This window comes from Falsiroseomonas sp. HC035 (assembly GCF_050563525.1).
Taxonomy (GTDB): domain Bacteria; phylum Pseudomonadota; class Alphaproteobacteria; order Acetobacterales; family Acetobacteraceae; genus Falsiroseomonas.
In genome coordinates this window covers 466,331-490,547 of sequence record NZ_JBNXUN010000001.1, presented here as the reverse complement: position 1 = coordinate 490,547, position 24,217 = coordinate 466,331, and the positions used below count along the sequence as shown (strand labels likewise).

27 protein-coding genes are annotated in these 24,217 nt (G+C 71.2%); 7 read left to right on the top strand and 20 right to left on the bottom strand.

The annotated features are described in order from the left end of the window. The first annotated feature begins 33 nt into the window (after positions 1-33). The gene (locus ACLF3G_RS02440; protein WP_430667720.1) at positions 34-1,002 is read left to right on the top strand and encodes a Bug family tripartite tricarboxylate transporter substrate binding protein; all 969 of its coding nucleotides are present in this window, start codon (positions 34-36) and stop codon (positions 1,000-1,002) included. A gap of 5 nt (positions 1,003-1,007) precedes the next feature. Next, the gene (locus ACLF3G_RS02435) at positions 1,008-1,670 is read left to right on the top strand and encodes an RraA family protein (RefSeq protein ID WP_430667719.1); all 663 of its coding nucleotides are present in this window, start codon (positions 1,008-1,010) and stop codon (positions 1,668-1,670) included. A 41-nt stretch (positions 1,671-1,711) separates the two neighbouring features. Here the strand turns inward: ACLF3G_RS02435 and ACLF3G_RS02430 are convergent, their stop codons facing one another. The 6 genes from ACLF3G_RS02430 to queF are packed head-to-tail and all read right to left on the bottom strand — an operon-like array spanning position 1,712 to position 5,584. Next, the gene (locus ACLF3G_RS02430) at positions 1,712-2,227 is read right to left on the bottom strand and encodes a GNAT family N-acetyltransferase (RefSeq protein ID WP_430667718.1); all 516 of its coding nucleotides are present in this window, start codon (positions 2,225-2,227) and stop codon (positions 1,712-1,714) included. Further along, on the bottom strand, positions 2,224-2,877 hold the full coding sequence (locus ACLF3G_RS02425; RefSeq protein WP_430667717.1) for a type 1 glutamine amidotransferase: 654 nt from the start codon (positions 2,875-2,877) through the stop codon (positions 2,224-2,226). The genes ACLF3G_RS02430 and ACLF3G_RS02425 overlap by 4 nt, the downstream gene beginning before the upstream one ends. Next, on the bottom strand, positions 2,874-3,422 hold the full coding sequence (locus ACLF3G_RS02420) for a VUT family protein (RefSeq protein ID WP_430667716.1): 549 nt from the start codon (positions 3,420-3,422) through the stop codon (positions 2,874-2,876). Before ACLF3G_RS02420 ends, ACLF3G_RS02425 begins: the two co-directional genes overlap by 4 nt. Further along, positions 3,419-4,108, bottom strand: coding sequence for a 7-cyano-7-deazaguanine synthase QueC (queC, locus tag ACLF3G_RS02415; protein ID WP_430667715.1), 690 nt, complete (start codon positions 4,106-4,108; stop codon positions 3,419-3,421). The genes ACLF3G_RS02420 and queC overlap by 4 nt, the downstream gene beginning before the upstream one ends. Further along, positions 4,105-5,136 carry a tRNA epoxyqueuosine(34) reductase QueG gene (queG, locus tag ACLF3G_RS02410; protein ID WP_430667714.1) on the bottom strand — a complete coding sequence of 344 codons (1,032 nt, stop codon included), beginning with the start codon at positions 5,134-5,136 and terminating at the stop codon, positions 4,105-4,107. The genes queC and queG overlap by 4 nt, the downstream gene beginning before the upstream one ends. Continuing rightward, positions 5,123-5,584 (bottom strand): preQ(1) synthase, encoded by a 462-nt coding sequence (gene queF, locus ACLF3G_RS02405; protein WP_430668132.1) that lies wholly within the window; start codon positions 5,582-5,584, stop codon positions 5,123-5,125. Before queF ends, queG begins: the two co-directional genes overlap by 14 nt. A gap of 216 nt (positions 5,585-5,800) precedes the next feature. On the opposite strand from queF, the gene ACLF3G_RS02400 reads away from it, so the two are divergent. After that, entirely contained in the window at positions 5,801-6,223 is a 423-nt protein-coding gene (locus tag ACLF3G_RS02400; RefSeq protein WP_430667713.1) for a hypothetical protein, read from the top strand. Here ACLF3G_RS02400 and tgt read toward each other — a convergent pair. The 5 genes from tgt to ACLF3G_RS02375 all read right to left on the bottom strand — a co-directional run bounded on the left by tgt (position 6,189) and on the right by ACLF3G_RS02375 (position 11,386). Further along, complete coding sequence (tgt, locus tag ACLF3G_RS02395) at positions 6,189-7,331, bottom strand: tRNA guanosine(34) transglycosylase Tgt (protein WP_430667712.1); 1,143 nt, start codon at positions 7,329-7,331, stop codon at positions 6,189-6,191. The genes ACLF3G_RS02400 and tgt overlap by 35 nt on opposite strands. Beyond that, positions 7,328-8,410 carry a tRNA preQ1(34) S-adenosylmethionine ribosyltransferase-isomerase QueA gene (gene queA / locus ACLF3G_RS02390; protein ID WP_430667711.1) on the bottom strand — a complete coding sequence of 361 codons (1,083 nt, stop codon included), beginning with the start codon at positions 8,408-8,410 and terminating at the stop codon, positions 7,328-7,330. Before queA ends, tgt begins: the two co-directional genes overlap by 4 nt. Before the next feature lie 58 nt (positions 8,411-8,468). After that, positions 8,469-8,795 (bottom strand): hypothetical protein, encoded by a 327-nt coding sequence (locus ACLF3G_RS02385; protein ID WP_430667710.1) that lies wholly within the window; start codon positions 8,793-8,795, stop codon positions 8,469-8,471. A 66-nt stretch (positions 8,796-8,861) separates the two neighbouring features. Further along, the gene (locus ACLF3G_RS02380; RefSeq protein ID WP_430667709.1) at positions 8,862-10,079 is read right to left on the bottom strand and encodes a DUF1501 domain-containing protein; all 1,218 of its coding nucleotides are present in this window, start codon (positions 10,077-10,079) and stop codon (positions 8,862-8,864) included. After that, positions 10,076-11,386 carry a DUF1800 domain-containing protein gene (locus ACLF3G_RS02375; RefSeq protein ID WP_430667708.1) on the bottom strand — a complete coding sequence of 437 codons (1,311 nt, stop codon included), beginning with the start codon at positions 11,384-11,386 and terminating at the stop codon, positions 10,076-10,078. The genes ACLF3G_RS02380 and ACLF3G_RS02375 overlap by 4 nt, the downstream gene beginning before the upstream one ends. A gap of 210 nt (positions 11,387-11,596) precedes the next feature. Between ACLF3G_RS02375 and fusA the strand changes: the two genes are divergently transcribed. Further along, on the top strand, positions 11,597-13,678 hold the full coding sequence (gene fusA, locus ACLF3G_RS02370) for an elongation factor G (protein WP_430667707.1): 2,082 nt from the start codon (positions 11,597-11,599) through the stop codon (positions 13,676-13,678). A gap of 66 nt (positions 13,679-13,744) precedes the next feature. Here fusA and ACLF3G_RS02365 read toward each other — a convergent pair whose 3' ends face one another. From ACLF3G_RS02365 to ACLF3G_RS02330, 8 genes are all read right to left on the bottom strand, one after another. Next, entirely contained in the window at positions 13,745-14,188 is a 444-nt protein-coding gene (locus ACLF3G_RS02365) for a MaoC/PaaZ C-terminal domain-containing protein (RefSeq protein ID WP_430667706.1), read from the bottom strand. Continuing rightward, entirely contained in the window at positions 14,185-15,678 is a 1,494-nt protein-coding gene (locus ACLF3G_RS02360; protein ID WP_430667705.1) for a tripartite tricarboxylate transporter permease, read from the bottom strand. Before ACLF3G_RS02360 ends, ACLF3G_RS02365 begins: the two co-directional genes overlap by 4 nt. A gap of 10 nt (positions 15,679-15,688) precedes the next feature. Continuing rightward, positions 15,689-16,153 carry a tripartite tricarboxylate transporter TctB family protein gene (locus tag ACLF3G_RS02355; protein WP_430667704.1) on the bottom strand — a complete coding sequence of 155 codons (465 nt, stop codon included), beginning with the start codon at positions 16,151-16,153 and terminating at the stop codon, positions 15,689-15,691. 24 nt (positions 16,154-16,177) lie between these two features. Next, the gene (locus tag ACLF3G_RS02350; protein ID WP_430667703.1) at positions 16,178-17,167 is read right to left on the bottom strand and encodes a tripartite tricarboxylate transporter substrate binding protein; all 990 of its coding nucleotides are present in this window, start codon (positions 17,165-17,167) and stop codon (positions 16,178-16,180) included. A gap of 92 nt (positions 17,168-17,259) precedes the next feature. Beyond that, positions 17,260-17,949 carry an MlaA family lipoprotein gene (locus tag ACLF3G_RS02345; RefSeq protein ID WP_430667702.1) on the bottom strand — a complete coding sequence of 230 codons (690 nt, stop codon included), beginning with the start codon at positions 17,947-17,949 and terminating at the stop codon, positions 17,260-17,262. Positions 17,950-18,037: 88 nt separating this feature from the next. Then, the gene (locus tag ACLF3G_RS02340) at positions 18,038-18,607 is read right to left on the bottom strand and encodes a thermonuclease family protein (RefSeq protein WP_430667701.1); all 570 of its coding nucleotides are present in this window, start codon (positions 18,605-18,607) and stop codon (positions 18,038-18,040) included. Between the two features lie 112 nt (positions 18,608-18,719). Continuing rightward, complete coding sequence (locus tag ACLF3G_RS02335; RefSeq protein WP_430667700.1) at positions 18,720-20,171, bottom strand: CHAD domain-containing protein; 1,452 nt, start codon at positions 20,169-20,171, stop codon at positions 18,720-18,722. 7 nt (positions 20,172-20,178) lie between these two features. Further along, on the bottom strand, positions 20,179-20,784 hold the full coding sequence (locus tag ACLF3G_RS02330) for a SixA phosphatase family protein (RefSeq protein WP_430667699.1): 606 nt from the start codon (positions 20,782-20,784) through the stop codon (positions 20,179-20,181). 79 nt (positions 20,785-20,863) lie between these two features. Here ACLF3G_RS02330 and ACLF3G_RS02325 point away from each other — a divergent pair, with 79 nt between their 5' ends. Genes ACLF3G_RS02325 through ACLF3G_RS02315 form a run of 3 tightly spaced genes read left to right on the top strand, consistent with a single transcriptional unit; the run spans position 20,864 to position 23,849 of the window. Continuing rightward, positions 20,864-21,598 (top strand): SDR family NAD(P)-dependent oxidoreductase, encoded by a 735-nt coding sequence (locus ACLF3G_RS02325; protein ID WP_430667698.1) that lies wholly within the window; start codon positions 20,864-20,866, stop codon positions 21,596-21,598. Beyond that, the gene (locus ACLF3G_RS02320) at positions 21,598-22,200 is read left to right on the top strand and encodes a DUF6134 family protein (protein ID WP_430667697.1); all 603 of its coding nucleotides are present in this window, start codon (positions 21,598-21,600) and stop codon (positions 22,198-22,200) included. Before ACLF3G_RS02325 ends, ACLF3G_RS02320 begins: the two co-directional genes overlap by 1 nt. Beyond that, positions 22,197-23,849 (top strand): cryptochrome/photolyase family protein, encoded by a 1,653-nt coding sequence (locus ACLF3G_RS02315; RefSeq protein ID WP_430667696.1) that lies wholly within the window; start codon positions 22,197-22,199, stop codon positions 23,847-23,849. The genes ACLF3G_RS02320 and ACLF3G_RS02315 overlap by 4 nt, the downstream gene beginning before the upstream one ends. On the opposite strand, the gene ACLF3G_RS02310 is transcribed toward ACLF3G_RS02315, so the two are convergent. Then, positions 23,740-24,189, bottom strand: a complete 450-nt coding sequence (locus ACLF3G_RS02310) for a GNAT family N-acetyltransferase (RefSeq protein WP_430667695.1) — start codon at positions 24,187-24,189, stop codon at positions 23,740-23,742. The two genes, ACLF3G_RS02315 and ACLF3G_RS02310, sit on opposite strands and share 110 nt — an antisense overlap. Between the last annotated feature and the right edge of the window lie 28 nt (positions 24,190-24,217).

Here is a 24,217-nt window from a genome sequence, read left to right as displayed (position 1 = left end):
AGGCGCCGGCGACAAACGGGAGGAACCACAAGAATGACCAGCATCACACGCCGCACGGGCCTGGGCGCCATGGCGGCCCTGCTCGCGACGCCGCACATCGCCCGCGCGCAGGGGCAGACCATGCGCATCGTCGTGCCGTTCGGGCCGGGTGGATCGACCGATGCGGTGGCGCGGCTGGCGGCGGCGGGGCTGACGGAACGGCTCGGCGCGACGGTGGTGGTGGAGAACCGCTCCGGCGCCGCGGGTTCGATCGGGGCGGATATCGTCGCCAAGGCGCGGCCGGATGGGCTGACCTGGCTGCTGACCTTCGACAGCCATTCGACGATCCCGGCGCTGCTGCGCAACCCACCTTTCGACGTACTGACCGACCTCGACCCGGTGATGCTGATCGGCGGGTCGCCCTATGCGGTGGCCTGCAAGCCGGACAAGCCGTACCGGACCATCGCCGATGTGGTGGCGGCGGCGAAGGCGCGGCCGGATGCTGTGTCCTATGGATCGACCGGCAACGGCACGCTGGGGCATCTGTCGATGATCCGGCTGGCGGAGCGCGCGGGCATCCGCATCACGCATGTGCCGTATCGCAGCGGCGGGCTGGCGGTGAACGATGCCGTCGCCGGCCATGTCGACATGATGATCGGCAGCGCGGCGCTGATGCTGCCCCATATCTCCGGCGGGTCGCTGCGGCCGCTGCTGCAGTTCGGCCCGCAGCGCCTGTCCAAGCTGCCCGAGACGCAGACCGCGGCGGAGGCGGGCTTCCCGAACATGGAGGCCGAAGCCTGGTGGGCGGTGTTCGCGCCGAAGGGCACGCCGGCGGAGATGATCACGCGCATGAACACCGCGCTGCGCGAGGCGCTGTCCGAGGAACGCGCGAAGACGGTGATGACGGAGACGCAGCAGGCGCGGCTGATCCTGTCCTCGCCCGCCGAGCTTGGCACCTTCTTCAAGGGCCAGGTCGAAACCTGGGGCGGTCTGGTCCGCGCCGCCAACATTCAGCCGGATTGAACCTGATGAACCGTCTGGATGCCGATATCCTCAAGCGCCTCGGCAAGCTGCCGACCTCCTGCGTCTCCGACGCGCTGGATAAACTGGGCCTGCCCGGACAGGTGGATGGGCTGCGGCCGATGCTGAACGGGGCGACGATCTGCGGGCAGGCGGTGACGCTGCTGTACCTGCCGGTCGGGCCGGCCGGAGGCACGGTGGGGGATTTCCTGCACTTGGCCGAGGCCGGCGACGTGATCTGCATCGACAATCGCGGCCGGCTGGACTGCACCGTGTGGGGCAACATCCTGACGGAATCGGCGAAGGCCAAGGGCATCGCCGGCACGGTGATCGAGGGTGTGAACCGTGACGTGGGGGAAAGCCGGGAATACGGCTACCCGATCTGGTCGCGGGCCAACCATTCGCGCACCGGCAAGGACCGCGTGGCGCTGGAGGCGGTGAACGTGCCGATCGTGCTGGGCCACATCCGCGTCGATCCGGGCGATGTGATCTGCGCCGACGACAGCTGCGTCGTCGTGGTGCCGGCCAGCCGCGCGGCGGATGTGCTGGGGGTGGCGGAGGCGATCGAGGCGAAGGAGGAGGCGATCCTCAAGGATATCCGCGCCGGGGTGGATCTGGCCGAGGCGCGGCGGCGGCACGGTTATTTCGTACTGCAGACACCGGGCGCCTAAGGATCGGGCGCCTAAGGACCGGGCGCCTAAGGACCGGTGGCCTAAGGACCGGGGGCGCAGGGCCTTTCCAACACCAGCATGGGGGTGGCGCCGTAGCGCGCCGGTCCGCGCGGGAGGAAGCCGAGCTTGGCGGCGACGCGCAGCGATCCGGCGTTGGCCGGGGCGATGATGCAGAAGCAGTCGCGGCGCAGCCAGGACAGGGCCGCGCCGGCTGCCTCCGACGCCACGCCGCGGCCGTGGGCGGCGGGGGCAAGGACCCAGCCGATCTCGGGCAGGGCCTCCACCGGCGGGTCCAGGGCGCGATGGAAATCGGCGAAGCCGACATCGCCGAGATAGGCGCCGGTGGCGCGATCCTCCACCGCCCAGTAGCCGAAGCCAAGCAGCGGCCAGAGGCCGGCGTAGCGCAGCAGGCGGGACCAGCTTTCCTCCGCGGTGAAGGGGCGGCCGCCGATGTGGCGGGTCACTTCCGGGTCGGCCCAGAGGGCGGCGAGTGCCGGGAAATCCGCGGCGGTGTGGGGGCGCAGGACCAGGCGCGGCGTGTCGAGGCGCGGGATCATGCGCCTGTGCGGCGCAGCAGCAGGGCGAACAGGGCGTCGCGCGCGGCGTGGCGGGCGGCGAAGTGGCGCGTGCTGTCGGCGGCGAGGGCCTCGGCGTCCACGCTGCCGTCGGGGGACAGGCGCGCCCAATCGGCGAGAAGGGCCGGCGTCGCCTCCGGGTGGAACTGCACGCCGATGGCGTTGGGCAGGGCGAAGGCCTGCACGGTGCCGGCGTCGCGGGCCAGGATTTCGGCGGCAGGCGGCGGCGTGATGGCGTCGCCGTGCCAGCGGGGCCAGGGGCCGGCGAGGGCAGGGTCGCTGGCCTGGTCGAGGCCGAGCCAGCCGCGGAAGAAGCGGCCATCCGGCATGCGGCCGACCTCGCCGCCGGCGGCCACCGCGATCATTTGTGCACCGAAACAGATGCCGATGAGGGGGCGGCGGGCCGCGAGGCGTGCGGCGACCATCCCGCGCTGCCCTGCGATCCAGGGGATCTCGGTCTGGTAGACGCCGTGGGGGGAGCCGAGCAGGACGACCAGCGGGGCCTGCTGCATCGCCTCGGGGGTCAGGTCGGCGCCGGCGACGACTGACAGGTCGTGGCCCTGGTCGCGCAGCCAGTCGCCGAAGGCGCCTTCCGGCGCGGTTTCGGAATTGCGCACCACCAGGATCTTCATGCCGCCAGTCCCAGCCGCGCATCGCGGCGGCGCAGCCAGTGCAGCAGCGGCAGGGCGGCCAGCACCATCCAAAGCTTGCCAAGCACCTGGCCCGCCAGCAGGTCCAGGTTGCCGAAGGCCAGCCAGAGGAAGGCCAGGCTGTCCACCAGCAGCCCGACCAGGCCGCTCGCCAGCACCGCCAGCACCAGGCCGCGGCGCTGCAGGGGGGTGTAGACGCCGAGGTCCGCGACCTCCGACAGCAGGAAGGCGACGGCGGAGGCCAGCACCAGCGCCGGCGGCGCCAGCAGGGCCGACAGCGCGGTACCGGCCAGGATGGCGGCGAAGGCCCAGGCCAGCCCGAGCCGTCGCTGCACCAGGTCCCGCAGCACCAGCGCCAGGCCGATCATCAGCACTCCGGAGGGTGCCATGACGCCCGGTGCGACCGGGATGAGGCACGGCCCCTGCGGCACGCAGACGGTGCCGACGTTGCCGATCATCCAGTTCGCGGCCGGGATGCACAGCGCGAAGCCGAGCAGATAGAGGAAGCCTTCCTGTCGTGCGGTCATGCGGCGCGATACCGCCTCCACCCCTGGGCGCGCAACTCGCAGGCCGGGCAGGTGCCGCAGCCGGCGCCCCAGTCGCGGGGCGTGCGGTCGCCGAGGTAGCAGGACAGGGTCAGGGCGCGGATCTGCTCGACGAGGGTGCCGCCGCCCAGGGTTTCAGCCAGCGCCCAGGTCGCCGCCTTGTCGCGCCACATCAGCGGGGTGTGCAGCACGAAGCGCCGCTCCATGCCGAGGTTGATGGCGACCTGGAGGGCCTTGATGGTGTCGTCACGGCAATCGGGATAGCCGGAGTAATCGGTCTCGCAGACGCCGGTGACGATGTGGCGGATGCCGCGCCGGAAGGCGAGTGCGGCAGCGAAGGTCAGGAAGATCAGGTTGCGGCCGGGCACGAAGGTGTTGGGCAGGCCGCCTGTTTCCATCTCGATCGCGACGTCGCGGGTGAGGGAGGTTTCGCTGATGCCGCCCAAGGCACCCAGGTCCAGCAGGTGGTCGGGGCCGAGGCGCGCGGCCCAGCCGGTGTGGCCGGCCATGGCATCGCGCACGGCGCCGCGGACTTCCAGTTCCACGACGTGGCGCTGGCCGTAGTCGAAGCCGAGCGTCTCGACATGGTCGAAGCGGTCCAGCGCCCAGGCGAGACAGGTGGCGCTGTCCTGGCCGCCGCTGAACAGGACCAGGGCTTTCTCGGTCATGCAGGCAATCTTTCGGTGGCCCATCGGGCGCATTCGGCGACGGTGGGGTCGGCATCCTCGGACAGTGCCTGCGCCACGGGGCGCAGCGCCGGGTCGGCAGAATTGCCGATGGCGACGAGGACGTTGCGGATGAAGCGGTCGCGGCCGATGCGCTTGATGGGGCTGCCGGAGAATTTTGCGCGGAATGCCGCCTCGTCCAGCAAAGCCAGTTCGGCCAGGCGCGGCGCCGTCAGTTCGGCGCGCGGCGCGAATCCTGGCTCGGCGTGAACTTGTGAAAATTTGTTCCAGGGGCAGACGGCGAGGCAGTCGTCGCAGCCATAGATGCGGTTGCCCATCTTCGGGCGCAGTTCGTGCGGGATCGGGCCGTGATGCTCGATGGTGAGGTAGGAGATGCAGCGGCGCGCATCGAGGCGGTAGGGCGCGGGGAAGGCGTCCGTCGGGCAGACATTGAGGCAGGCGCGGCAGGAGCCGCAATGGTCGCGCTCGGCCGCATCGGGCGCGAGGTCGAGCGTGGTGAAGATCTCGCCGAGAAACAGCCAGGAGCCATGCGTGCGGCTGACCAGGTTGGTGTGCTTGCCCTGCCAGCCGAGTCCGGCCTGCTGCGCCAGCGGCTTTTCCATCACCGGGGCGGTGTCGACGAAGACCTTCAGCGGCTGGCCCTTGAAGCGTTGCGCCATCCACTGGCCAAGCGCCTTCAGGCGCTTCTTGACCACGTCGTGGTAGTCCCGGTTGCGCGCATAGACGCTGATCGTGCCGCGGTCGCGCCAAGCGAGGGATTCGAGCGGATCCGAGTCCGGCCCGTAGTTCAGGCCGAGGGAGATGACGCTGACGGCTTCGGGCCAGAGAGCCTGGGGATGGGCCCGCTGGTCGGCGCGCGGCTCCATCCAGGCCATGCCGCCATGCAGACCCTCCGCCAGGAACTGGCGCAGGCGGGCACGAGCCTCCGGCGCCAGATGCGCACGGGCAAAGCCGACGGCGTCGAAGCCGAGGCGCAGCGCCTCGGCGCGGATCGCGTCAGCCTCGCCCACGGTATCCCGGCACGTCCTGCGGCGGGATCCAGACGCCAATCGGTGCGTCGCCCGTCGCGTAGAAGACATCGATCGGGATGCCGCCGCGCGGGTACCAGTAGCCGCCGATGCGCAGCCATTCCGGCGCGATCTCCGCCATCAGGCGGCGCGCGATGCCGACGGTGCAGGCCTCGTGGAAGGCGCCGTGGTTGCGGAAGGCGGTGAGGTACAGCTTGAGCGACTTGCTCTCGACCAGCCAGGCGCCGGGGATGTAGTCGATCATCAGATGGGCGAAGTCCGGCTGGCCCGTCATCGGGCAGAGCGAGGTGAATTCCGGCGCGGTGAAGCGGACGCAGTAGCGCAGGCCGGGATGCGGGTTGGGCACGCGTTCGAGCACCGCGGCGTCCGGATGGTCCGGCGCGCCGGTGCTGCGGCCGAGCAGGGTGAGGCCGCTGGTGTCCGTGGCGATGCCCGTTTCAGGAACCGTTGAAGCGGGGGGTGGAGAACCGGGGGAGTTGTTCGCCGCCAAGATGCGCTAGCCTTGTGCTTCGGGATGCCGACCGAGGGCGCTCCTTAGCGCCAACGGGGGCGCGGCGTATAGCAGCGAAGGGTGCAGGGGGCGGCGATGCGCAGGGCTGGGACGGGGCGGAGCCTTCGGGGGCTGGGGTACGGGGCGCTGCTGGCCTTGACGATAGGCGCGCAGCCGGCGCTTTCGCAGCAATGGCCGGTCGCGCCGCCGCAGCCGCGCCCCGTCGGCAGCCTGACGGCGCATTGCGGCGGCGGCGTCACCGGCGGTGGCGGTGGCACGCGTATCATGGCGGATGGGGCGGTGACGCGGCTGGAGCAGCCGCGCGCGGGCGTGCCGCTTGTGCACACGCCGCTCGGCCGGGACTGGGAGGCGTATCAGCGCTGGGTCGCGGCGCTGGAGGCGGCCGGCTTTGCGCGGTTGGCTGAAAACCGCCCCGGCAACGTGACCTGTTCGCTGACGCAGGAGGTGGGGGGCCGCCTGGTCGGCGTCTCCTGGCCCGGGGAGGCACCACCGAGCCGGATCCCGGCGGCGGTGCGGCAGGTGTTCATGGAACTGCGGGGGTGGTCTCCACAGGAATAGGCGCCTCCGCCCAGCCGGCCTCGATGGCGGCCGCCTCGGCCTCGAAGCGGCCGGCGAGGATGGCGTCGCGGAGGCGGGTCATCAGGGTCTGGTAGTAGCGGATGTTGTGCCAGGTCAGCAGCATCGGGCCGAGCATTTCCTCCGCCTTGATCAGGTGGTGCAGGTAGGCGCGGGAGTGGTTGCGGCAGGCTGGGCAGTCGCAATCCGGGTCGAGCGGCGACAGATCCTCCGCATGGCGGGCGTTGCGCAGGTTCAGCACGCCGCGGCTGGTATAGGCGCGGCCGGTGCGGCCGGAACGCGTGGGTATGACGCAGTCGAACATGTCGACGCCGCGGCGGACGGAGGCGATGAGGTCGGAGGGGGTGCCGACGCCCATCAGGTAGCGCGGCGCGGCCTGCGGCAGCAGGGGCGTGGTGACGTCCAGCATCCGCAGCATCTCGGCTTGGCCCTCGCCAACCGCGAGGCCGCCGATGGCATAGCCCTCGAAGCCGATGGCGGTCAGCGCGGCGACGCTTTCGGCGCGGAGGTCGGGGTAGGTGCTGCCCTGGACGATGCCGAACAACCCGTGGCCTTCGCGTGCCACGAAGGCCTCCCGCGACCGCGCGGCCCAGCGCATGGACAGGCGCATGCTGTCGGCGGCCTGGTCCGGGGTGGCGGGGAAGGGGGTGCATTCGTCGAAGCACATGGTGACGTCAGCGCCGAGCAGGTGCTGGATCTGCACGGACCGCTCGGGCGTGATGCGGTGCCTTGATCCGTCGATGTGGGACTGGAAGGTGACGCCATCCGCGTCCAGCTTGCGCAGGCCGGAGAGGCTCATCACCTGAAAGCCGCCGGAATCGGTCAGGATCGGGCCGCGCCAGTCCATCATCCGGTGCAGTCCGCCGAGGCGGGCGACGCGTTCCGCGCCCGGCCGCAGCATCAGGTGGTAGGTGTTGCCGAGCACCATGCGGGCGCCGGTGGAGCGCACCGCATCGGCCGTCATCGCCTTCACCGTGCCGGCGGTGCCGACCGGCATGAAGACGGGGGTCGGTACCTCCCCATGCGCGGTGTGCAGGGTGCCGGCGCGGGCGGCGCCGTCGCGGGCGGCCACCTTCCAGTGCAGGGTCATCCGGCAGAATCCTGGTCGCAGCGGAACAGCAGGCTGCCGTCGCCGTAGGAGAAGAAGCGGTAGCCGCTCCGGATTGCATGCGCGTAGGCGGCGCGCATGCGGCGGGTGCCGGCGAAGGCGGAGACCAGCATCAGCAGGGTCGATTTCGGCAGGTGGAAATTGGTCAGCAGCGCATCCACGGCGCGGAAGCGGTGGCCAGGCAGGATGTAGATGCCGGTCAGGCCCTGGAAGGCGGCGACGCGGCCATCCTCATCGGCCACGCTTTCCAGCGTGCGCAGGGCGGTGGTGCCGACGGCGATGATGCGGCCGCCGGCGGCGCGGGCGGCGTTGATCGCGGCGGCGGCTTCCGGCGAGACCTCGCACCACTCCCGGTGGATGCGGTGCGCGCGCGGGTCGTCGTCCCGCACCGGCAGGAAGGTGCCGGCGCCGACATGCAGGGTGATGGTGGCGCGGCCGATGCCGCGCGCGGCGAGGGCGGCCAGCAGCGCCTCGGTGAAGTGCAGGCTGGCGGTGGGAGCGGCGACGGCGCCGGGGGTACGGGCGAAGACGGTCTGGTAGTCCGCCGCGTCCTGCGCATCCGGCCCATCCGCGCGGGTGATGTAGGGGGGCAGGGGGATGGCGCCGGCCTGGTCCAGGGCCGCGGCCAGGGCCGCCTGGTCGGGGCCGAAATCGAGGCGGACGGAGCCACCTTCGGGGGCTTCCAGCACCCGCGCCGCGCAGCCGGGCGCGCCCTCGATGGTCACCTGGTCGCCGGCGCGGAGGCGGCGGGCGTTGCGCACCAGGGCCTGCCAGATGCCGCCGCCCTCGGCGCGGTTGAGCATGATCTCGATGCGCGCGTCGCCGCGGCGGGCCTGGAGCCGCGCGGGGATGACGCGGGTGTCGTTCACCACCAGCAGGTCGCCCGGTGCCAGCAGCGCGGGCAGGTCGCGGATGCCGCGATCCTCCAGCCGGTCCGGGCCGACCACCAGCAGCCGCGCCGAATCGCGCGGCCGGGCCGGGGCCTGGGCGATCAGCCGCTCGGGCAGGTCGAAGTCGAAATCCCCGGTGCGCAGCGGCGGGGGGGCGGGGAGATCTGGCATGGCGCGGGCATGTGGCGCCCGGCCGCCGGCTTGTCCAGTTTGGAGGCCCGCCCGGGCGTCAGGCGGGGACCCAGCGCAGGTACTGGCCGAGTTCGGAGGCATCGCCCTCCGTCACGCCGAGCACGGCGGAGACGTCGACCCGGCCGCGCCCGGGAATTTCGAGTGTGGGTGGCTCGACATCGACCACCTGGGTGCCGTCGGGTGCCTCCAGGTGGCCGGCGGGGCGGGCGCGGGTGGCGTGCTGCTCGCCGGTCTCTTCGGCGTCGGGCGGGGTGCCGCGGCCGGCGTAGCCGACGCCCTCGACCGGGGCGAGGGTGTAGCGCAGCTCGGCCGGCTCACCCTCCGTCTCGACCTGGTAGCGATAGACCGCGATGCGTTCCGCCATGGATGGCTCCTGTTCCGTCGGCATGGCAACGCCGGAACGAACGGGCGGTTGCCCAGGGTGGCCGGCTCAGGCCCGGATGAGGCCGGACATGGCTGGCGCATCGGCGCTGCCGGGGAAGGCCTGCGCCACTGCGGCTTCCGGCAGGCGCAGGTGGTCGCGCAGCAGACCCTTGGCGATACTGCGAAGGTCCTGCGTCGCCTGCAGGTCGCGGTTCTCGAAGAGCTGGCCTTCGGCAAGGCCCGGCCAATCGGCGATGACGCGGCCGCCCTGGACCGCACCGCCGGCGAGCAGCGCGATGCCGCCGGTGCCGTGGTCCGTGCCGAGATTGCCGTTGACGCGGGCGGTGCGGCCGAATTCGGTGACGACCAGCACGGCGGTTCGGGTCCATTCGGCGCCCAGCGAGTCGCGCAGCCGGCCGAGGCCGGCGTCCAGTGCGCGGATCGGGCCAAGGATGCGACCGGCTTGCTGGACGTGGGTGTCCCAGCCGCCGAGTTCCAGCGCCGCCACGCGCGGCCCATCGGTTTCCGCCAGCAGGCGCCCCGCGGCGGCGGCGAGCGCCGGGAAGCTGCCGCGTTCGCGGTCGGCGGTCGGCGCGCCGAGGGTCTGCGTCGCGAAGCCGCGGGCACGCAGGCCTTCTTCGAACACCGGGCCGGTCCGCTGATCCTGGCTTTGCAGGGCGGCCAGGCGGTGCAGCAACTCCTCCGGCGGGTGCTGCAGGCCGGGTGGTGCATAGGCGCCGACCGGGACCGCGCCGCGCAGCAGCAGCGGCACGCCGGTGCCGATGGCGAGGCCGGTTCGGGCGGGACCGGTGCGGGGGGAGGATTGGCCATGCGGCATCGCCTCCAGCGCGCGGTTCAGCCAGCCGCTGGCCAGGCGCTGGCCGGTGCCGCCTTCCAGCAGGTCCTGCGCCTCGAAATGGCTGCGGCTGCGATACGGGCCGGCCATGGCGTGCAGGACCAGCGCCTCATGCGCCGCGAACATCGCGTGCAGGTTGGCGAAGCCGGGATGCAGGCCGAAATGGCCGCCGAGGTCGAGCAGCCCGTCCGCCTGCCCTGGCTCGGGCAGTGCCAGCGGGCCGCGCAGCCCGGCGAGCGCGGCATCGCCGTAGGGCTGCACAACGAACAGGCCATCCACCGCGCCGCGCAGCAGGATCACCACCAGCCGGCGGTCGCCCGGCGCCTGGCCGAAGGCGAGGCGGGCGCGGCCGACGGCGAAGCTGGCGCCGAGGCCGAGCAGCAGGCCGCGGCGGCCGGGTTGGAAGGAGGCATGCGGAGCGGCGTTCATCGGTGCAGGAACTCCGGGCTGGCCAGCAGCAGGGTCAGCGCGTCCCGGGCAGACCCGGCGCGGCGCATCTCGGCCACCGTCTCCGCCCGCGCCAGCGGCCCGAGCGCCGCTTCCGCGACCTCGCCCGGATCGCGGCGGCCGATGCGCCCGGCGATGGTGAAGACCCAGTCCACACGCCGCATCAGCGCCTCCGGCGTAGCCCATTCGGCGGCGGTGTCGGACCAGCCATTCGGCTGCGGCGCGGTCCAGAGCGGCTGCGCCAGTTGCGCCATGCCCTGCACCACGAGGCCAGCCTGGGCCGAGGTGGCGCCGAGCGCGCGGCAAGTGGCCAGCACGTAGTCCGCGGGGGTACGAAACTTGGCCAGCGGCGGCGCCCAGGCCTGCGGCAGCGCAACGAGGGCGCGGGCGGTGGCGCCGAGGTCGCCGTTCGTATCGCGCAGCACCATGTGCAGCGCCCGCACCGCTTCGGGCGGCGGGTCATCCGCGACGAAATGCCGCGCCAGCTTCACGGCCAGGTGCCGGTAGGTGGCCGGATGCTCGGCCAGCAGTCGCAGCGCCGCATGTCCTCCTTCCTCGCCGGCAGGAATGCGGCGGCCGAGCAGGAACTTGTCTCCGGGCTCATGCATGGAGGGGCGGAACATGAAGCCGAAGGGCTCGCGGCTCGTCTGGATGTTCCAGCCGGTCAGGATCTTCGCCAGTTCCTGGACGTCGCCCTGGGTGTAGCCGCCGGCGGGCGACAGGGTGTGAAGCTCCAGCATCTCCCGCGCGAGATTCTCGTTCAGGCCGCGCCGGCTGCGCTGGCCGGCCGGGCTGGACGGGCCCATGGAGACGGTGCTGTCGAGGTAGAGCAGCATGGCGGGGTGACGCGCCACCGCCAGCAGCATGTCCGCGAAGCGGCCGGTGACGTGCGGCCGGATCGCGTCGCGCTCATAGGTGCCCATCAGCACGGAAAGGTTGAAATCCCGTCGGCTGACGGTGAAGTGGTTAAGCCAGAAATCGACCAGCCGGTCCCGGAAGGGCTGCGGCGATTCCAGGCGCCAGGCGGCGTGGGACTCGACCTCCGCCCGGGTCAGCGCGACGAAGGCGCGGCGGGTTTCCTCCGGGTCGCCGACCGGGTCCATGGTCCGCCTTGCCAGCAGGTCTGCCGTACGAACCTGGAGACCCTCGGTGAGGCTTGGACCTGGCGGGGCCTGGTCTGGCTGGTCCAGCTGGCCGAGCAGCCAGCCCTTGGGGTCGGCCGGTGGCGCCTCGCCGAGGCGAATGCCGTGCCCGAATCGAATCGCCGCGATCTCGCCGCTCTTGTCCATGTGCATTCTAGTATAGCAGAGGCCGCAGCCAGCGTCTTCGTCACCTTCGTGACGATGCGTGACAGGTCGGCCGACAAGGATCGGTGCTTGCAAATGCGGCCGGGAGAGGGCATGTCCCGCGGCGAGAAGCCTTGACTTGGAATCATTGCGCGGGCGGCAACGGGCGAGAGCGCCCGCTGCCGGACCCGCTTTTGCCTATGGAGACCCACCGTGGCGCGCACTGAACTGGGATTGATCCGCAACATCGGCATCACGGCGCATATCGATGCCGGGAAGACGACGACGACCGAGCGGATCCTGTACTACACCGGCAAGTCGCACCGGATCGGTGAGGTCCATGACGGCAACACCACGACCGACTACATGGCGCAGGAGCGCGAGCGGGGGATCACCATCACCTCCGCGGCCGTGACCGCGATGTGGAAGGACCACCGCATCAACATCATCGACACGCCCGGCCACATCGACTTCAACATCGAGGTGAACCGTTCGCTGCGCGTGCTCGACGGCGCCATCTTCATCATCGAGGGCGTGGCCGGCGTGCAGCCGCAGTCCGAGACGAACTGGCGCCTGGCAGACCGCTACAACGTGCCGCGCATCATCTTCATCAACAAGCTGGACCGCACGGGCGCCGACTTCTACCGCGCGGCGGACACGCTGACGGAGAAGCTCGGCATCAACTGGGTGGCGCTGCAGCTTCCCATCGGCATCGAGGACACCTTCAAGGGCGTCGTCGACCTGGTGGAGATGAAGGCGATCATCTGGTTCGGCGACGAGCTGGGCGCGCAGTACGAATACCAGGACATCCCGGCCGATATGGCCGAGAAGGCAGCCGAATATCGCCAGAAGATGATCGACATCTGCGTCGGCATCGATGAGACGGCGATGGAGGAATACTTCGACAAGGGCGATGTCTCTGTCGAGACGCTGAAGCGCTGCATCAAGAAGGGTACCATCAGCGGCGAGTTCCGCCCGGTGCTGTGCGGCACGGCGTTCAAGAACAAGGGCGTGCAGCCGCTGCTCGATGCCGTGCTCGACTACCTGCCGAGCCCGATCGACATCCCGGGCATCAAGGTGGCCCCCGCCGAGGGCGAGGACGAGACCGCCGATCGCGCTGTGATCCCGGCCGACCCGGACGCGCCCTTCGCCGGCCTGGCGTTCAAGATCATCAACGACAAGTACGGCAACCTGACCTTCGTGCGCGTCTATCGCGGCACGCTGCGCCAGGGCGACATGGTGATGAACACCACCAAGGATAGCCGCGAGCGCATCGGCCGCATGTTCCAGATGCACGCCGACAAGCGCGAGGAGATCAAGGAGGTCTTCGCTGGCGACATCGCCGCCTTCGTCGGGTTGAAGGACACCGGCACGGGTGACACGCTGGCGTCGCAGGACGACCCGGTGATCCTGGAGCGCATGGCCTTCCCGGTGCCGGTCATCGACATCTCCGTCGAGCCGAAGACCAAGGAGGGCGTTGAGAAGATGACGCTCGGCCTGCAGAAGCTGGCGGGCGAAGACCCCAGCCTGCGCCTGCGGACCGACCAGGAAACCGGCCAGACGATCCTGTCCGGCATGGGCGAGCTGCATCTCGAGATCATCGTCGATCGCCTGATGCGCGAATACGGCGTGGATGCGCATATCGGCGCGCCGCAGGTGGCCTATCGCGAGACAATCACCAAGAGCCACACCGAGACCTACACCCACAAGAAGCAGTCGGGTGGCTCGGGCCAGTTCGCCGAGGTGAAGATCGTCTTCGAGCCGAAGGAGCGCACCGAAGGCATCGAGTTCGTCAACGGCACCACCGGTGGCTCCGTGCCGCGCGAATACATCCCGGCGGTGGAAAAGGGCATCAAGGTGCAGGCCGACACTGGCGTGCTGGCCGGCTTCCCGACGGTCGACTTCAAGTACACGCTGGTGGACGGCAAGTACCACGACGTCGACTCGTCCGCGCTCGCCTTCGAAATCGCCGCCAAGGCCTGCTTCCGCGAAGGCATGAAGAAGGCCGGCCCGGTGATCCTGGAGCCGATCATGGATGTGGAAGTCACCACGCCGTCCGACCATGTCGGCGACGTCGTCGGCGACCTGAACCGCCGCCGCGGCGTCATCCAGTCGCAGGACATGGCCGGCACCTCGGTCATCGTGCGGGCGCATGTGCCGCTGAAGGAAATGTTTGGCTACATCTCGAACCTGCGCGGCATGACGAAGGGCCGCGCCAGCTTCTCGATGCAGTTCCACCACTACGACCCGGTGCCGCGCAACGTCGCCGACGAGATCATGAAGAAGTCCGCCTGACCCCATCCGGGTCCGGCTGGCGCGAACGGCGCGGGGGGCAACCTCCGCGCCGTTTGGCGTTCCGGCCTACCGCTTCAGGAAGTGGGTGCCGACGGCATCCAGCACCACCACGCCCTCGCGGGCCGTGGCGACGACGTAGCGCAGCTTCGCCACCGCCATCTCCGGCTTGCTGCGGCTGGCGCGGATTTCCTCCACCACCAGCTTCATCGTAACGGGCTCGTCCGGTTCCAGCGGCGCCGGCCAGGTGAGTTGCGCGCCGCCGCCGGCCAGGTTGATCTCGGACAGCAGGCCGCTGCGGATCAGGTGGCCGAGCGAAGCCGAATAGGTGTGCAGGCCGCTGGCGACGAGGCGGCCGAACACCGAATGCCGCGCGGCTTCCTCATCCAGGTGGAAAGGCTGCGGGTCGTATCGGCTGGCGAATTCCAGCACCTCCGCCCGCGGCAGCACGAACCCGCCAAGGTCGAAGCTCATCCCTGGCGCGAGGTCGTCGGCGGAGCGGAGTGGCGTCATGCCGTGGCAGGAACCGGTGCGCGACGGAAGCCGCGGGCCAGCATCAGCAGCCAGATCCCGAGAGTCGCAACACCGAGCGTGCCGGCGATGGGGCGGGCGAAGAACTCCAGCCAGGCGCCATCCGCCTTGATCATGGACTGCACGAAGGTCTGTTCCAGCATCTCCCCCAGCACCAGGCCGAGGATCAGGGGTGCGACCGGGATGCCGTGTTCCTCCATGACCCAGCCGAGGATGCCCATGGCGAGCATCAGCACCACGCCGTACAGGCTGTTGGTCATGGCGAAGCTGCCGACCAGGCAGAACAGCAGGATGACCGGCAGCAGCAGGTTGCGCGGCACGCGCAGGATCTGGCGAGCCGATTTGATGGCAGCCCAGCCGAGCGGCAGCATGATGAGGTTGGCGAGGATGAAGATCAGGAACACCGAGTAGATGAGCTGCGGGTTTTCCTGGAACACCGTGGGCCCGGGGTTCATGCCCTTCATGTAGAGCACGCCGATGACGATGGCGGTGATGCTGTCACCGGGGATGCCGAAGACCAGGGCGGGAATCCAGGCGCTGGCCAAGGCCGAGTTGTTGGCGGATGTGGCATCGACGATGCCCTCGATCTCGCCAGTGCCGAATTTCTCGGGCTGCTTGGAGAAGCGCTTGGCGACGGCGTAGCTGATCCAGGCGGCGATGTCGGCGCCGGCGCCGGGCAGGGCACCGATGGCGGTGCCGATGCCGCTGCCGCGCAGGAAGTTCCACCAGTAGCGGCGGAAGACGCCGCCGACGCCGCGGAACAGGTTGCCGACGGCCTGGGTCACCACCTTCGCCGCGACATCGACGGTCACGGCGCCGCGCATCAACTCGCTGACCGCGAACATGCCGATCATGGTCGGCACGAAGTTGATGCCCGACATCAGGTCGACATTCTCGAAGGTGAAGCGCGGGAAGCCGGCGGCCGGGTCGATGCCCACCGTGGCCAGCAGCAGGCCGAAGAACAGCGACAGGAAGCCCTTCACCGGGTCGGCGTTGGACATGAAGACGGCGCAGGTCAGGCCGAGGCAGGCGAGCCAGAAGTATTCGTAGGAGGAGAAATTGATTGCGACCTCGGCCAGCATCGGCGCGAAGGCGATCAGTACCGCAACCCCGATCAGCCCGCCGGCGACAGAGAACACCAGGTTGACGCCCATGCAGAGGTTCAACTGGCCCTTCTGCGTCATGGCGTAGGATTCATCGGCATAGGCGGCCGAGGCCGGGGTGCCTGGCATGCGCAGCATCGCCGCCGGGATGTCGCCCGCGAAGATCGCCATGGCGGTGGCGGTGACGATGGCGCCGAGCGCCGGCACCGGCGGCATGAAGAAGGTGACGGGCACCAGCAGCGCGGTCGCCATGGTGGCGGTAAGCCCCGGCATGGCGCCGACGAACATGCCGAAGATGGCGGAGACGCCGATGACGCCGAGCACGAAGGGGTCGAAGACCAGCCCGAAGGCCTGGATCATCGCGTCCATGGGCTGGTCCTCACAGAACGCTGTCCAGGATGCCGCGCGGCAGCGGCACGCGCATCAGCCCGGCGAAGAACCAATGCACCAGCAGGGTCATCCCGGCCGCGACTGGCACCGCCACCACCGGCCGCGCCCGGTACCACAGCCCCAGCGCCAAAAGCAGCAGGAAGGCGGTCGGGATGAAGCCGACAGGGTCGGACAGCAGGATATAGGCCAGCGCCGCGATGGGGATGGAGAGGAAGGAGGCGAGGCGCGCCGGCTGGCGCACCCAATCCTCCAGCACCAGAAGCCGTCCCCGTGCCTTGAGCCCGCGCAGGACCAGCACCGCGGCGCATATGGCGATGCCGCCGGCCAGGATGCGCGGGAACAGGTTCGGGCCGTAATCCTGGCCGGGGAAGGCGGGGAAGAAGGTGGTCAGCCACCAGATCCACCCCGCGAACACCAGCAGCACCGCGCCCAGCAGGGCATCGTTCACCCGCATGGGCGTGGGCCTTCCGTCGGTCGGTCAGCCGCGCGCCAAACCCGCGGCGCGCATCGCCTCGCCCATGCCGGCATCGGCCTTGGCCATGAACTCGGTGAAGCCGGCCTGGTCGGCATAGACCACGCCGAAGCCGCGGGATGCCATGAAGTCCTTGAACTCGCTGCTGTCGTAGGCCTTCTTCAGCGCCGTGCCGAGCCGTTCCTGGACATTCGCCGGCAGGCCCTTCGGCCCGGCGATGCCGCGCCAGGCGCCGGTGGAGTAGTTGATGCCGAGTGTCTCGTTCAGCGTCGGCACCTGGGCGAATTGCGGGTTGCGCTGGGCTGCCATGATGGCGAGCGACTTGGCGCGGCCGGCATCGATCATGGCGCGGGCCTCGGGCACGGAGCAGGTGACGATGTCGACGCCCCCGGCCGCCAGTTCCTGCATCGCCGGCGCCGCGCCGTTGGAGGGGACCCAGCGGACATGGTCGCCGCGCAGGCCCATCGCCTGCAGCCAGCCGACCAACGCCAGGTGCCAGATGCCGCCCTGGCCGGTGCCGCTGGCCTTGAAGCTGCCGGCCGGCCGCGCCTTGATCGCATCCGCCAGCGCCTTGATGTCGGCATAGGGCGAGTTGTTGGCGACCTGCACGCCGGGCGGATCCTCGTTCATCAGGGCGAGCGGCGTGAAGGAGGTGGGGTTGAGCTGGGTCAGCCCCTGCCAGTGCATCATGGCGATCTCGACCGTGATGATGCCGATCGTGTAGCCATCCGGCTGCGCCGTCGCGATGGCGGAGTGGCCGACGACGCCGGAGCCACCGGTGCGGTTCACCACATTGACCGGCTGGCCGAGGTCGCGTTCCAGCAGGCTGCCGATGATGCGCGCAGTGGCATCCGTGCCGCCGCCGGCGCCCCAGGGCACGAGGAGCTGGATCGGGCGGCTGGGGTAGTTGGCCTGCCCGAGGGCCGGTGCGGCCAGGGGGGCGGCGAGGGCCGCTCCGCTCGCGGCCAGCAGGGTACGACGGGACAGGATCGGCATCGGACAGGTCTCCCTCAATGCGCGACAGATTGGTCCGTCACGCTTGCGGGCAGGCTAGGACGGAGCGTGGCGCCGCATCAAGCCGCGCTGGCTCAGTCGGTTGCCGAATCCTCGGTCACCTCGACGCCGCAGCGGGCGGCGCGGCGTTGGAGGTAGGCGCTACGGTAGATGGCGTAGGAATCGAGCGCCTGCGCGTCTGTGCGCGCCAAATCCTCCGCGATGCCGGCATAGGCGACGAGCGCGTCGCTGCCGCGCCAAGACAACGCGATCTCCGGCCCCAGCGTCGCGGACAGCGCGAGCCCGGTGCCGACCAGCGCGCCAGCGTCGCGCAGCGTCGAGGGGCCGAGCAGCGGCAGCATCAGGAAGGGGCCGCCGGGCACGCCCCAGCGGCACACCGCATCGGCCGGGGTGAAATCCTGCCTTGGATAGCCGCGATCGGCGGCCGCATCGTGCACGCCGCCGAGGCCGAGGCTGGTGTTGATGCCAAAGCGTGCCGCCGCGTTCAGCGCCACATCAAACTGCCCGGCGAGCAGGCCGCTCGCGGCTGTCACCGGCTCACGCAGGTTGGCGAACGCGTTGGCGACGCCGGCGCGGAAGGCGGGGCTGGCATGGGCGACATAGGCTGCGACCGCTGGGTCCAGCACGCGCTCGCGCAACATCAGGTTGAAGTCGTGGATGCGGCGGTTGAATCCCTCCAGTGGGTCGGAGGCGGCGAGGGCCGGTGGGGCCGACAGCAGCAGGCCGGCTGTGGCCAGGGCTGGCCAAGGCGTGAGGTGTCGCATCGCCGGATCCTTGCGGTGCAGGCCGCCATTCTGGCGCGAGGGTCCGGAGACAGGTAAACGCTTGATGAATGCAGCGCCAGGGGCCGCGTCAGTTGTTGCGGCGGCGCCAGGCGTCCGGGCGGGTGAAGTCGCCGGCCCACAGGCCACGGCCGGCGATCCGGGCGGCGAGTTCGGCGGCCTGCATGGGCAGGTCGTCGCCCTCATAGGCCAGGGCCCAGCCGGAGATCACAAGGCCGCTGTTCAACTCGGCGCCGCCGGCGGTGCATTCGCCCAGGCCGCGGCCATAGCGGTCGCGGCCCTGCACGCGGCACAGGACGGAGCGGCCATTGACGAGGCGGGACAACGCCTCCGCCGCCGCGGCGCCGCAATCGAACCAGCGGCCGGCGGCATCGGTGCAGGATTGCCCGCGCTCCGGCGCGTCGATGCGGGAAAGGCGGAGGGTGCGATCGCCGAGGCGGAGTGTGTCGCCATCCACGACGCGGACCTCGGCAGCGAGCGCCGACCATTCCTGCTCGCGCGGCGCGGAGCCCATCAGGTCCGGCGGCAGGCCAATGCCGGACAGTGCGGCGACGATGATCGCGCCGGCCAGGGCCACGAGAGGGGCGCGCCAGCGGCGGGGCGTGGCGGCGGGGCGGAAGATGCGGCGGCGTCGGAACACGGGGAGGATGCGATGCCTGGCAGGGGTGTGCGTGGGACCCACGCGTAACCCATGCATGCCTCGCCACGCAAGCTATTCAGAAACCTTAATTTCTACTTGAGATTGAGCGGCTTCAGCCTTGATTCCAGAAGGGTTCGGCCGCCAGCAGCTCCGCCCAGGCCTTCGCCGAGCGGCTGCGGGCGCGGCGGGAGCGTGCGCGAACCCAGCCTTCGGCCACTCCGGCGGCCCAGGCGCCGGGTCCATCGGCCTCCGGCCCGACCAGGGCGCGGGCCACGGTGGCATCGTTGGCGAGGCCGAACTGTTCCTGCACCTCCGCCAGCCGGTCCAGGAAGCGGCGGCTCTTCTTGCGGCCGTAGAGGGGGGCGAAGAGCTCGGCCAGGTATCGCATTCGCTTGCCGTCCAGGCGCAGGGCGTGGAACTCGGCATCCGGCAGCGGGGCGATGTCGCGGCCGACGGCGGTCAGGCGGCGCCAGCGCCTGGCCAGCAGGTGGTCGGCGAGGTTGGGTAGCGGAGCGTCGCGGCGTGCGGCGGCCTCCTCCGATGCCTCCGCGCGCCAGGGGGTGCGGACATCCAGCGCCACGGCGTCCCAGGCCAGGCGGCGGAAGGCCGGGCCGGAGAGCTGGAGGCGCAAGGCGGCGTAGGCGGCGTCGCGGTGGCGGCGGCCGGTGGCGAGCAGGGCGGCGATGCGCGGCTCGTCCGGCAGCGCCTCCGCCAGTTCCGCGGCGAGCCCGGCCAGGAACACGTCCCAGTCCCGCGCCGGGCCGAGGCTGCCGGCCAGCGCCTTCGCCTGCGCATCGAAGCGGCGCAGGGCAGGTCCGTCCGCGGCGGCGCGGAAGGCCTTGAGGGCGGAGCGCAGGCGGCGCAGTGCGACGCGCATCTGGTGCACGCCGGTGGGGTCGGTGCCGGCCTCGGCGACGGGGGCGAACCAGACCAGCACCTCCGCCAGGTGGCCGAGCAGCAGCCGCAGCGCGGCTTCCACGCCAAGATCGGGGTCGAGACGCGGGGCGCCGAGGCGGCGGGGGCGCAGCTTGTCGTCCAGGGCGAAGGCGCGTGCCTCCTCCGCCAGGCTGCTGCGCGGCGGCAGCAGGGGGAGGTCGGCAGCGAGGGCCTGCATGGTCTCCAGCACCGCCTCGGCCGGGCCGGTGAGGGTCAGGCGGGCGATCGGGAGATCGCGCGACAGGGCACGGATAGTGCCGTGCAGCAGGGTGGCCTCGACGGCATCGACCAGGGGCACCGTGACGCGGCGGCCTGCGAAGGCGGCCAGTGGCAGCTCGGCAGGCTCCGGCAGGGCCTCGGGCGGCAGTGTCTCGGCGGGGGTGGCGGGACACCAGGGGGCACCGGCCTCCGGCAGGCTGCGGACCAGGCGGCGCGCGGCACGGGGGTTGGCGGGGGCCTCCAGCGCCATTCCCTGCTCCGCCAGAGCATGCTGCGGTGTGTCGAGCCAGGCGAAGTCGGCGGCGACGGAGCGCGTGCGGCCGGCGCGGCGGGTGGCCAGCGCGGGCTGGCGGAACAGGGTGGCGGCGGCCTCGGCCGGCAGCGTGGCTTCGAGGGTCAGGGTTGGCATGGGAGGCTCAGGCCGTCATCTCGGGCGTGTCGCCGGGTTCGGTCGAGGGCAGGTCGGCGGGTGACAGCAGGCGTAGCAGCCGCGCGCCGCCTGGCTCCAGCCGGCGCCAGGGCAAGGCGAGGGCGAATTCGGAGAGGGTGGCGGTGGGATAGCCCTCCGCGAGGCGGCGGGTCGTGGGGGTAGCGGCGGCCATGGCGGCCGGACCGGCGAGGGCCATGGCGAGGTCGTGCAGGCCGGGGTTGTGGCCGATCAGCAGCACGCTGCGCGCCGTCTCCCGCACGCCGCGCAGCACGTCGAGCAGGGATGGCCAGGCGGCGAGGTAGAGGTCGTCCATCGGCTCGACCAAAGGCGGGCCCTCCAGCGGGGCCAGCGCCTCCAGCGTTTGAAGGGTGCGGCGGGCGGAGGAGACCAGCACGATGTCCGGCGCCAGGCCGAGGTCGCGCATCGCAGCGCCCATACCGATGGCGGCACGCCGTCCGCGCGCGTTCAGCGGGCGGGCGTGGTCGGAGAGGCGCGGATCGTCCCAGGAGGACTTCGCGTGCCGCAGCAGCAGCAATTGGCGCATGTTGTCGGCACCATGCCATGCCGCCGCGGGATTGGCGACGGGCTGCATGGCCCCCTGCTTGGCGTGCGCGCTTGGAGACCGGCAGGGCAGGGCCATCTGAGCGGACCATTGGATCGGGATGCGCGTGATGGCTGGGCGGGTGCTGGTGTTCGGGGCGACGGGCGGGGTTGGGTCGGCGCTGGCGCGGCGGCTGGTGGCGCGTGGCGTCGAGCCCTTCCTGGTGGCGCGGGGGAATACCGGCGGGGAGCAGGCCTTGGCCACGCTGGCGGGCGAACTGGGCTGCGGCCACCTTGCCGCGGATGTGATGCAGGCGGAGGGGCGCAAGGCGGCGGCGGCGGCGGCGGGAGACGAACTGGCCGGGCTGGCCTTCTGCGTCGGCTCCATCCTGCTGAAGCCGCTGGCGCGGATGACGGAGGCCGACCTGGTCGAGACCTTCCGGCTGAATGCCGCGGCGCCGGCGCTGGCGGTGCAGGCGGCGGCGCCGGCGCTGGCACGCGGCAAGGGGTCGGTGGTGCTGTTTTCCTCCGTCGCTGCGCGCATGGGGTTCGCGAACCATGTGGCGATCGGGGCGGCGAAGGCGGCGGTGGAGGGCGTGACGGTGGCGCTCGCCGCCGAACTGGCGCCACATATCCGCGTCAACTGCATCGCGCCGAGCCTGACCCGCACGGCACTTGCCGAACCCCTGACGAGGAGCCCGCAGATGGCGGATGCGATCGCGAAGCAGCACCCGATACCGCGCCTGGGAGAGGGCGAGGACAGCGCGGCGCTGGCCGATTTCCTGCTGTCCGAGGCCGCCGGCTGGATCACCGGGCAGGTGATCGGCGTCGATGGCGGGCGCGGCCATATCGCGGGGCGCGGGTGATGCGGCGGCGTGGCGTGCTGGCCCTGCCGCTTCTGGCGTTGGCCGAGCCGGCGCGGGCCGCACCGCCCGACCTGTCCTTCCGCGTGGTGCGGGAGGGCAGCGAGGTCGGCCGCCACACCGTGCGCTTCCGCGAGGAAGCCGGGCTGCTGGAGGCGCGCAGCGAGGTGCGGATCGAGGTGAAGCTGATGGGCTTCACCGTCTATCGCTACCTGCATGAGACGGTGGAAAGCTGGCGCGGCGACCGTCTGGTCGGGCTGAACTCGCGGATCGACAAGAACGGCACGGCGGGCTTCTGCGAGGCGCGGCTGGTCGGCGCCGGGCTGGTGCTGCGCGGGCCGGCGGGGGAGGTGCGGATGCCGGCGCAGGCCGCCCCGCTGACCTGGTGGCGCAAGGCGACGCTGCGCCCGGGCGTACCGCTGTTCGACCCGCGCAAGGCGATCGCCGTGGAGCCGGAACTGCGGCTGACGGCGGTGGCCGGCGGCACGCGGGTGGTGCTGGTCGGTGGCGAGGGGGCGGAGGTGCTGTACGACGCCGCCGGCACCTGGACCGGCTTCGCCACCACCGGGGAGGATGGCAGCGCGGTGCGCTACGCGCGGGCATGACCATCCTGCGCGTGGTGCTGGGCGACCAGTGTTCCGAGGGTCTTTCGGCGCTGGAGGGGCTGGACCCGGTGCGGGACGTGGTGCTGCTGGCGGAGGTGCGGGCCGAATGCACCTATGTCCGCCACCACAAGCAGAAGATCGCGCTGGTGCTGTCCGCCATGCGGCACTTCGCCGAGGCGCTGCGCCAGCGTGGCGTTCGCGTCGCCTACTCGCGGCTGGATGATCCGGCAAACACCCAGACCCTGGCCGGGGAGGTGGCGCGGGTGGCGCGGCAGGTCGGCGCTGCGCGCATCATCTGCACCCAGCCGGGCGAATGGCGGGTGCTGCAGGACATGCGCGGCTGGGAGGCAGCGACCGGCCTGCCGGTGGAGCTGCGGGAGGATACGCGGTTCCTGTGTTCCATGGCGCGCTTCCGGCAATGGGCCGGGGACAAGAAGCAGCTCCGCATGGAGTATTTCTACCGCGAGATGCGGCGCGCCACCGGCCTGCTGATGGCGGCGCCGGACGAGCCCGCCGGCGGGGCCTGGAACTACGATGCGGAAAACCGTGGCGCGATGCCGGCCGGCGTGGTGCCGCCGGCGCCGCGGCGCTTTCCTGCGGATGCGACGACGCGGGAGGTGATCGCGCTGGTCGAGCGGGAATTCGCCGACCATTTCGGCGACTGCGCGCAGTTCGGCTGGCCGGTCACCGCGGCCGAGGCGGAGCAGGCGCTGGAGGATTTCGTGGCGCGCCGGCTGCCGCGCTTCGGCGACTTCCAGGATGCGATGGCCGAAGGCGAGGCGACGCTGTTCCACGCGCTGATCTCGGCGGCGATGAATTGCGGGCTGCTCGACCCGATGGCGGCGTGCCGCGCGGCGGAGGCGGCGTATCGGCGCGGCGAGGCGCCGCTGAATGCGGTGGAGGGATTCATCCGCCAGATCCTCGGCTGGCGGGAATATGTGCGCGGAATCTACTGGCTGAAGATGCCGGACTATGTCCGGACCAATGCGCTGGAGGCCGGACGCCGCCTGCCCTGGCTGTACTGGTCGGGCGAGACGGCGATGGCCTGCATGAAATCCGCCATCAGCCAGACGCGTGACCTGGCGTATGCGCACCACATCCAGCGGCTGATGGTCACCGGCAACTTCGCGCTGCTGGCGGGGCTCGATCCGGTCGAGGTGAACGACTGGTACATGGTGGTGTACGCGGACGCCTATGAATGGGTGGAGCTGCCGAACACGCATGGCATGGCGCTGCATGCGGATGGCGGGGTCATGGCATCGAAGCCCTATGCGGCCAGCGGCGCCTACATCAACCGAATGTCCAACCATTGCCGCGGCTGCGCCTATGACGTGAAGCGGGCGACGGGGCCGGGGGCGTGTCCGTTCAACTTCCTCTACTGGGATTTCGTGGCGCGGCATGCGGAGCGCTTCGCGCGCAACATGCGGATGGCGATGCCGCTGCGGACGCTGGGGAAGATGGACCGGCAGAAGGTGGCGGCGATGCGCGCGGAGGCGGCGGGCTTCCTGGCGGCGCTGGATCGCGGGGAGGAGCCGAAGTTTACGGCGCCAGCGCGAAAGACATCAGCGTCACGGCGCGGCCCCGATACGTCTCCGTCCCTGCCGCTGCCCATCCCCGCGCCGCGTAGAAGGGCGCCTGGTCCGGGGTGAACAGCCAGATGCGGCGGTGGCCCTGCTGCCGCGCCCGGCGCAGCACATCCTGGACCAGTGCCGTGGCGACACCCTTCCGGCGATGCGCCGGGGCGACCAGGACGGAGGCGAGCCAGGGCGAGAGGTCCGGGCGGCTCGGCAGGTCCTCGCGCTCCAGCGTCGCGGTGCCGACCGGACGGCCGCCATCTTCCGCGACCAGGGCGCAGGGCGCTGCCGGGCCAGTGGCCGCACGGAGATAGGCTTCCGTCGCCTCCACGGGCTCGCCTTGCCACCATTCGGCGTGCAGCCAGGTGGCGACCTCCGGCAGATGCGGAGACAGGGCGGCGGGGCGAATGAGCATTGGCGAAGGCTAGGCCTGCGACGCCGAA

What these genes read in the sequence shown, in the direction of transcription:
- ACLF3G_RS02440 (WP_430667720.1), top strand. Translation starts at nt 34, where the DNA reads ATGACCAGCATCACACGCCGCACGGGCCTGGGCGCCATGGCGGCCCTG.
- ACLF3G_RS02435 (WP_430667719.1), top strand. Translation starts at nt 1,008, where the DNA reads ATGAACCGTCTGGATGCCGATATCCTCAAGCGCCTCGGCAAGCTGCCG.
- ACLF3G_RS02430 (WP_430667718.1), bottom strand. Translation starts at nt 2,227, where the DNA reads ATGATCCCGCGCCTCGACACGCCGCGCCTGGTCCTGCGCCCCCACACC.
- ACLF3G_RS02425 (WP_430667717.1), bottom strand. Translation starts at nt 2,877, where the DNA reads ATGAAGATCCTGGTGGTGCGCAATTCCGAAACCGCGCCGGAAGGCGCC.
- ACLF3G_RS02420 (WP_430667716.1), bottom strand. Translation starts at nt 3,422, where the DNA reads ATGACCGCACGACAGGAAGGCTTCCTCTATCTGCTCGGCTTCGCGCTG.
- queC (WP_430667715.1), bottom strand. Translation starts at nt 4,108, where the DNA reads ATGACCGAGAAAGCCCTGGTCCTGTTCAGCGGCGGCCAGGACAGCGCC.
- tgt (WP_430667712.1), bottom strand. Translation starts at nt 7,331, where the DNA reads ATGACCCTGCACTGGAAGGTGGCCGCCCGCGACGGCGCCGCCCGCGCC.
- queA (WP_430667711.1), bottom strand. Translation starts at nt 8,410, where the DNA reads ATGCCAGATCTCCCCGCCCCCCCGCCGCTGCGCACCGGGGATTTCGAC.
- ACLF3G_RS02385 (WP_430667710.1), bottom strand. Translation starts at nt 8,795, where the DNA reads ATGGCGGAACGCATCGCGGTCTATCGCTACCAGGTCGAGACGGAGGGT.
- ACLF3G_RS02380 (WP_430667709.1), bottom strand. Translation starts at nt 10,079, where the DNA reads ATGAACGCCGCTCCGCATGCCTCCTTCCAACCCGGCCGCCGCGGCCTG.
- ACLF3G_RS02375 (WP_430667708.1), bottom strand. Translation starts at nt 11,386, where the DNA reads ATGGACAAGAGCGGCGAGATCGCGGCGATTCGATTCGGGCACGGCATT.
- ACLF3G_RS02365 (WP_430667706.1), bottom strand. Translation starts at nt 14,188, where the DNA reads ATGACGCCACTCCGCTCCGCCGACGACCTCGCGCCAGGGATGAGCTTC.
- ACLF3G_RS02360 (WP_430667705.1), bottom strand. Translation starts at nt 15,678, where the DNA reads ATGGACGCGATGATCCAGGCCTTCGGGCTGGTCTTCGACCCCTTCGTG.
- ACLF3G_RS02355 (WP_430667704.1), bottom strand. Translation starts at nt 16,153, where the DNA reads ATGCGGGTGAACGATGCCCTGCTGGGCGCGGTGCTGCTGGTGTTCGCG.
- ACLF3G_RS02350 (WP_430667703.1), bottom strand. Translation starts at nt 17,167, where the DNA reads ATGCCGATCCTGTCCCGTCGTACCCTGCTGGCCGCGAGCGGAGCGGCC.
- ACLF3G_RS02345 (WP_430667702.1), bottom strand. Translation starts at nt 17,949, where the DNA reads ATGCGACACCTCACGCCTTGGCCAGCCCTGGCCACAGCCGGCCTGCTG.
- ACLF3G_RS02335 (WP_430667700.1), bottom strand. Translation starts at nt 20,171, where the DNA reads ATGCCAACCCTGACCCTCGAAGCCACGCTGCCGGCCGAGGCCGCCGCC.
- ACLF3G_RS02330 (WP_430667699.1), bottom strand. Translation starts at nt 20,784, where the DNA reads ATGCAGCCCGTCGCCAATCCCGCGGCGGCATGGCATGGTGCCGACAAC.
- ACLF3G_RS02325 (WP_430667698.1), top strand. Translation starts at nt 20,864, where the DNA reads ATGGCTGGGCGGGTGCTGGTGTTCGGGGCGACGGGCGGGGTTGGGTCG.
- ACLF3G_RS02320 (WP_430667697.1), top strand. Translation starts at nt 21,598, where the DNA reads ATGCGGCGGCGTGGCGTGCTGGCCCTGCCGCTTCTGGCGTTGGCCGAG.
- ACLF3G_RS02315 (WP_430667696.1), top strand. Translation starts at nt 22,197, where the DNA reads ATGACCATCCTGCGCGTGGTGCTGGGCGACCAGTGTTCCGAGGGTCTT.
- ACLF3G_RS02310 (WP_430667695.1), bottom strand. Translation starts at nt 24,189, where the DNA reads ATGCTCATTCGCCCCGCCGCCCTGTCTCCGCATCTGCCGGAGGTCGCC.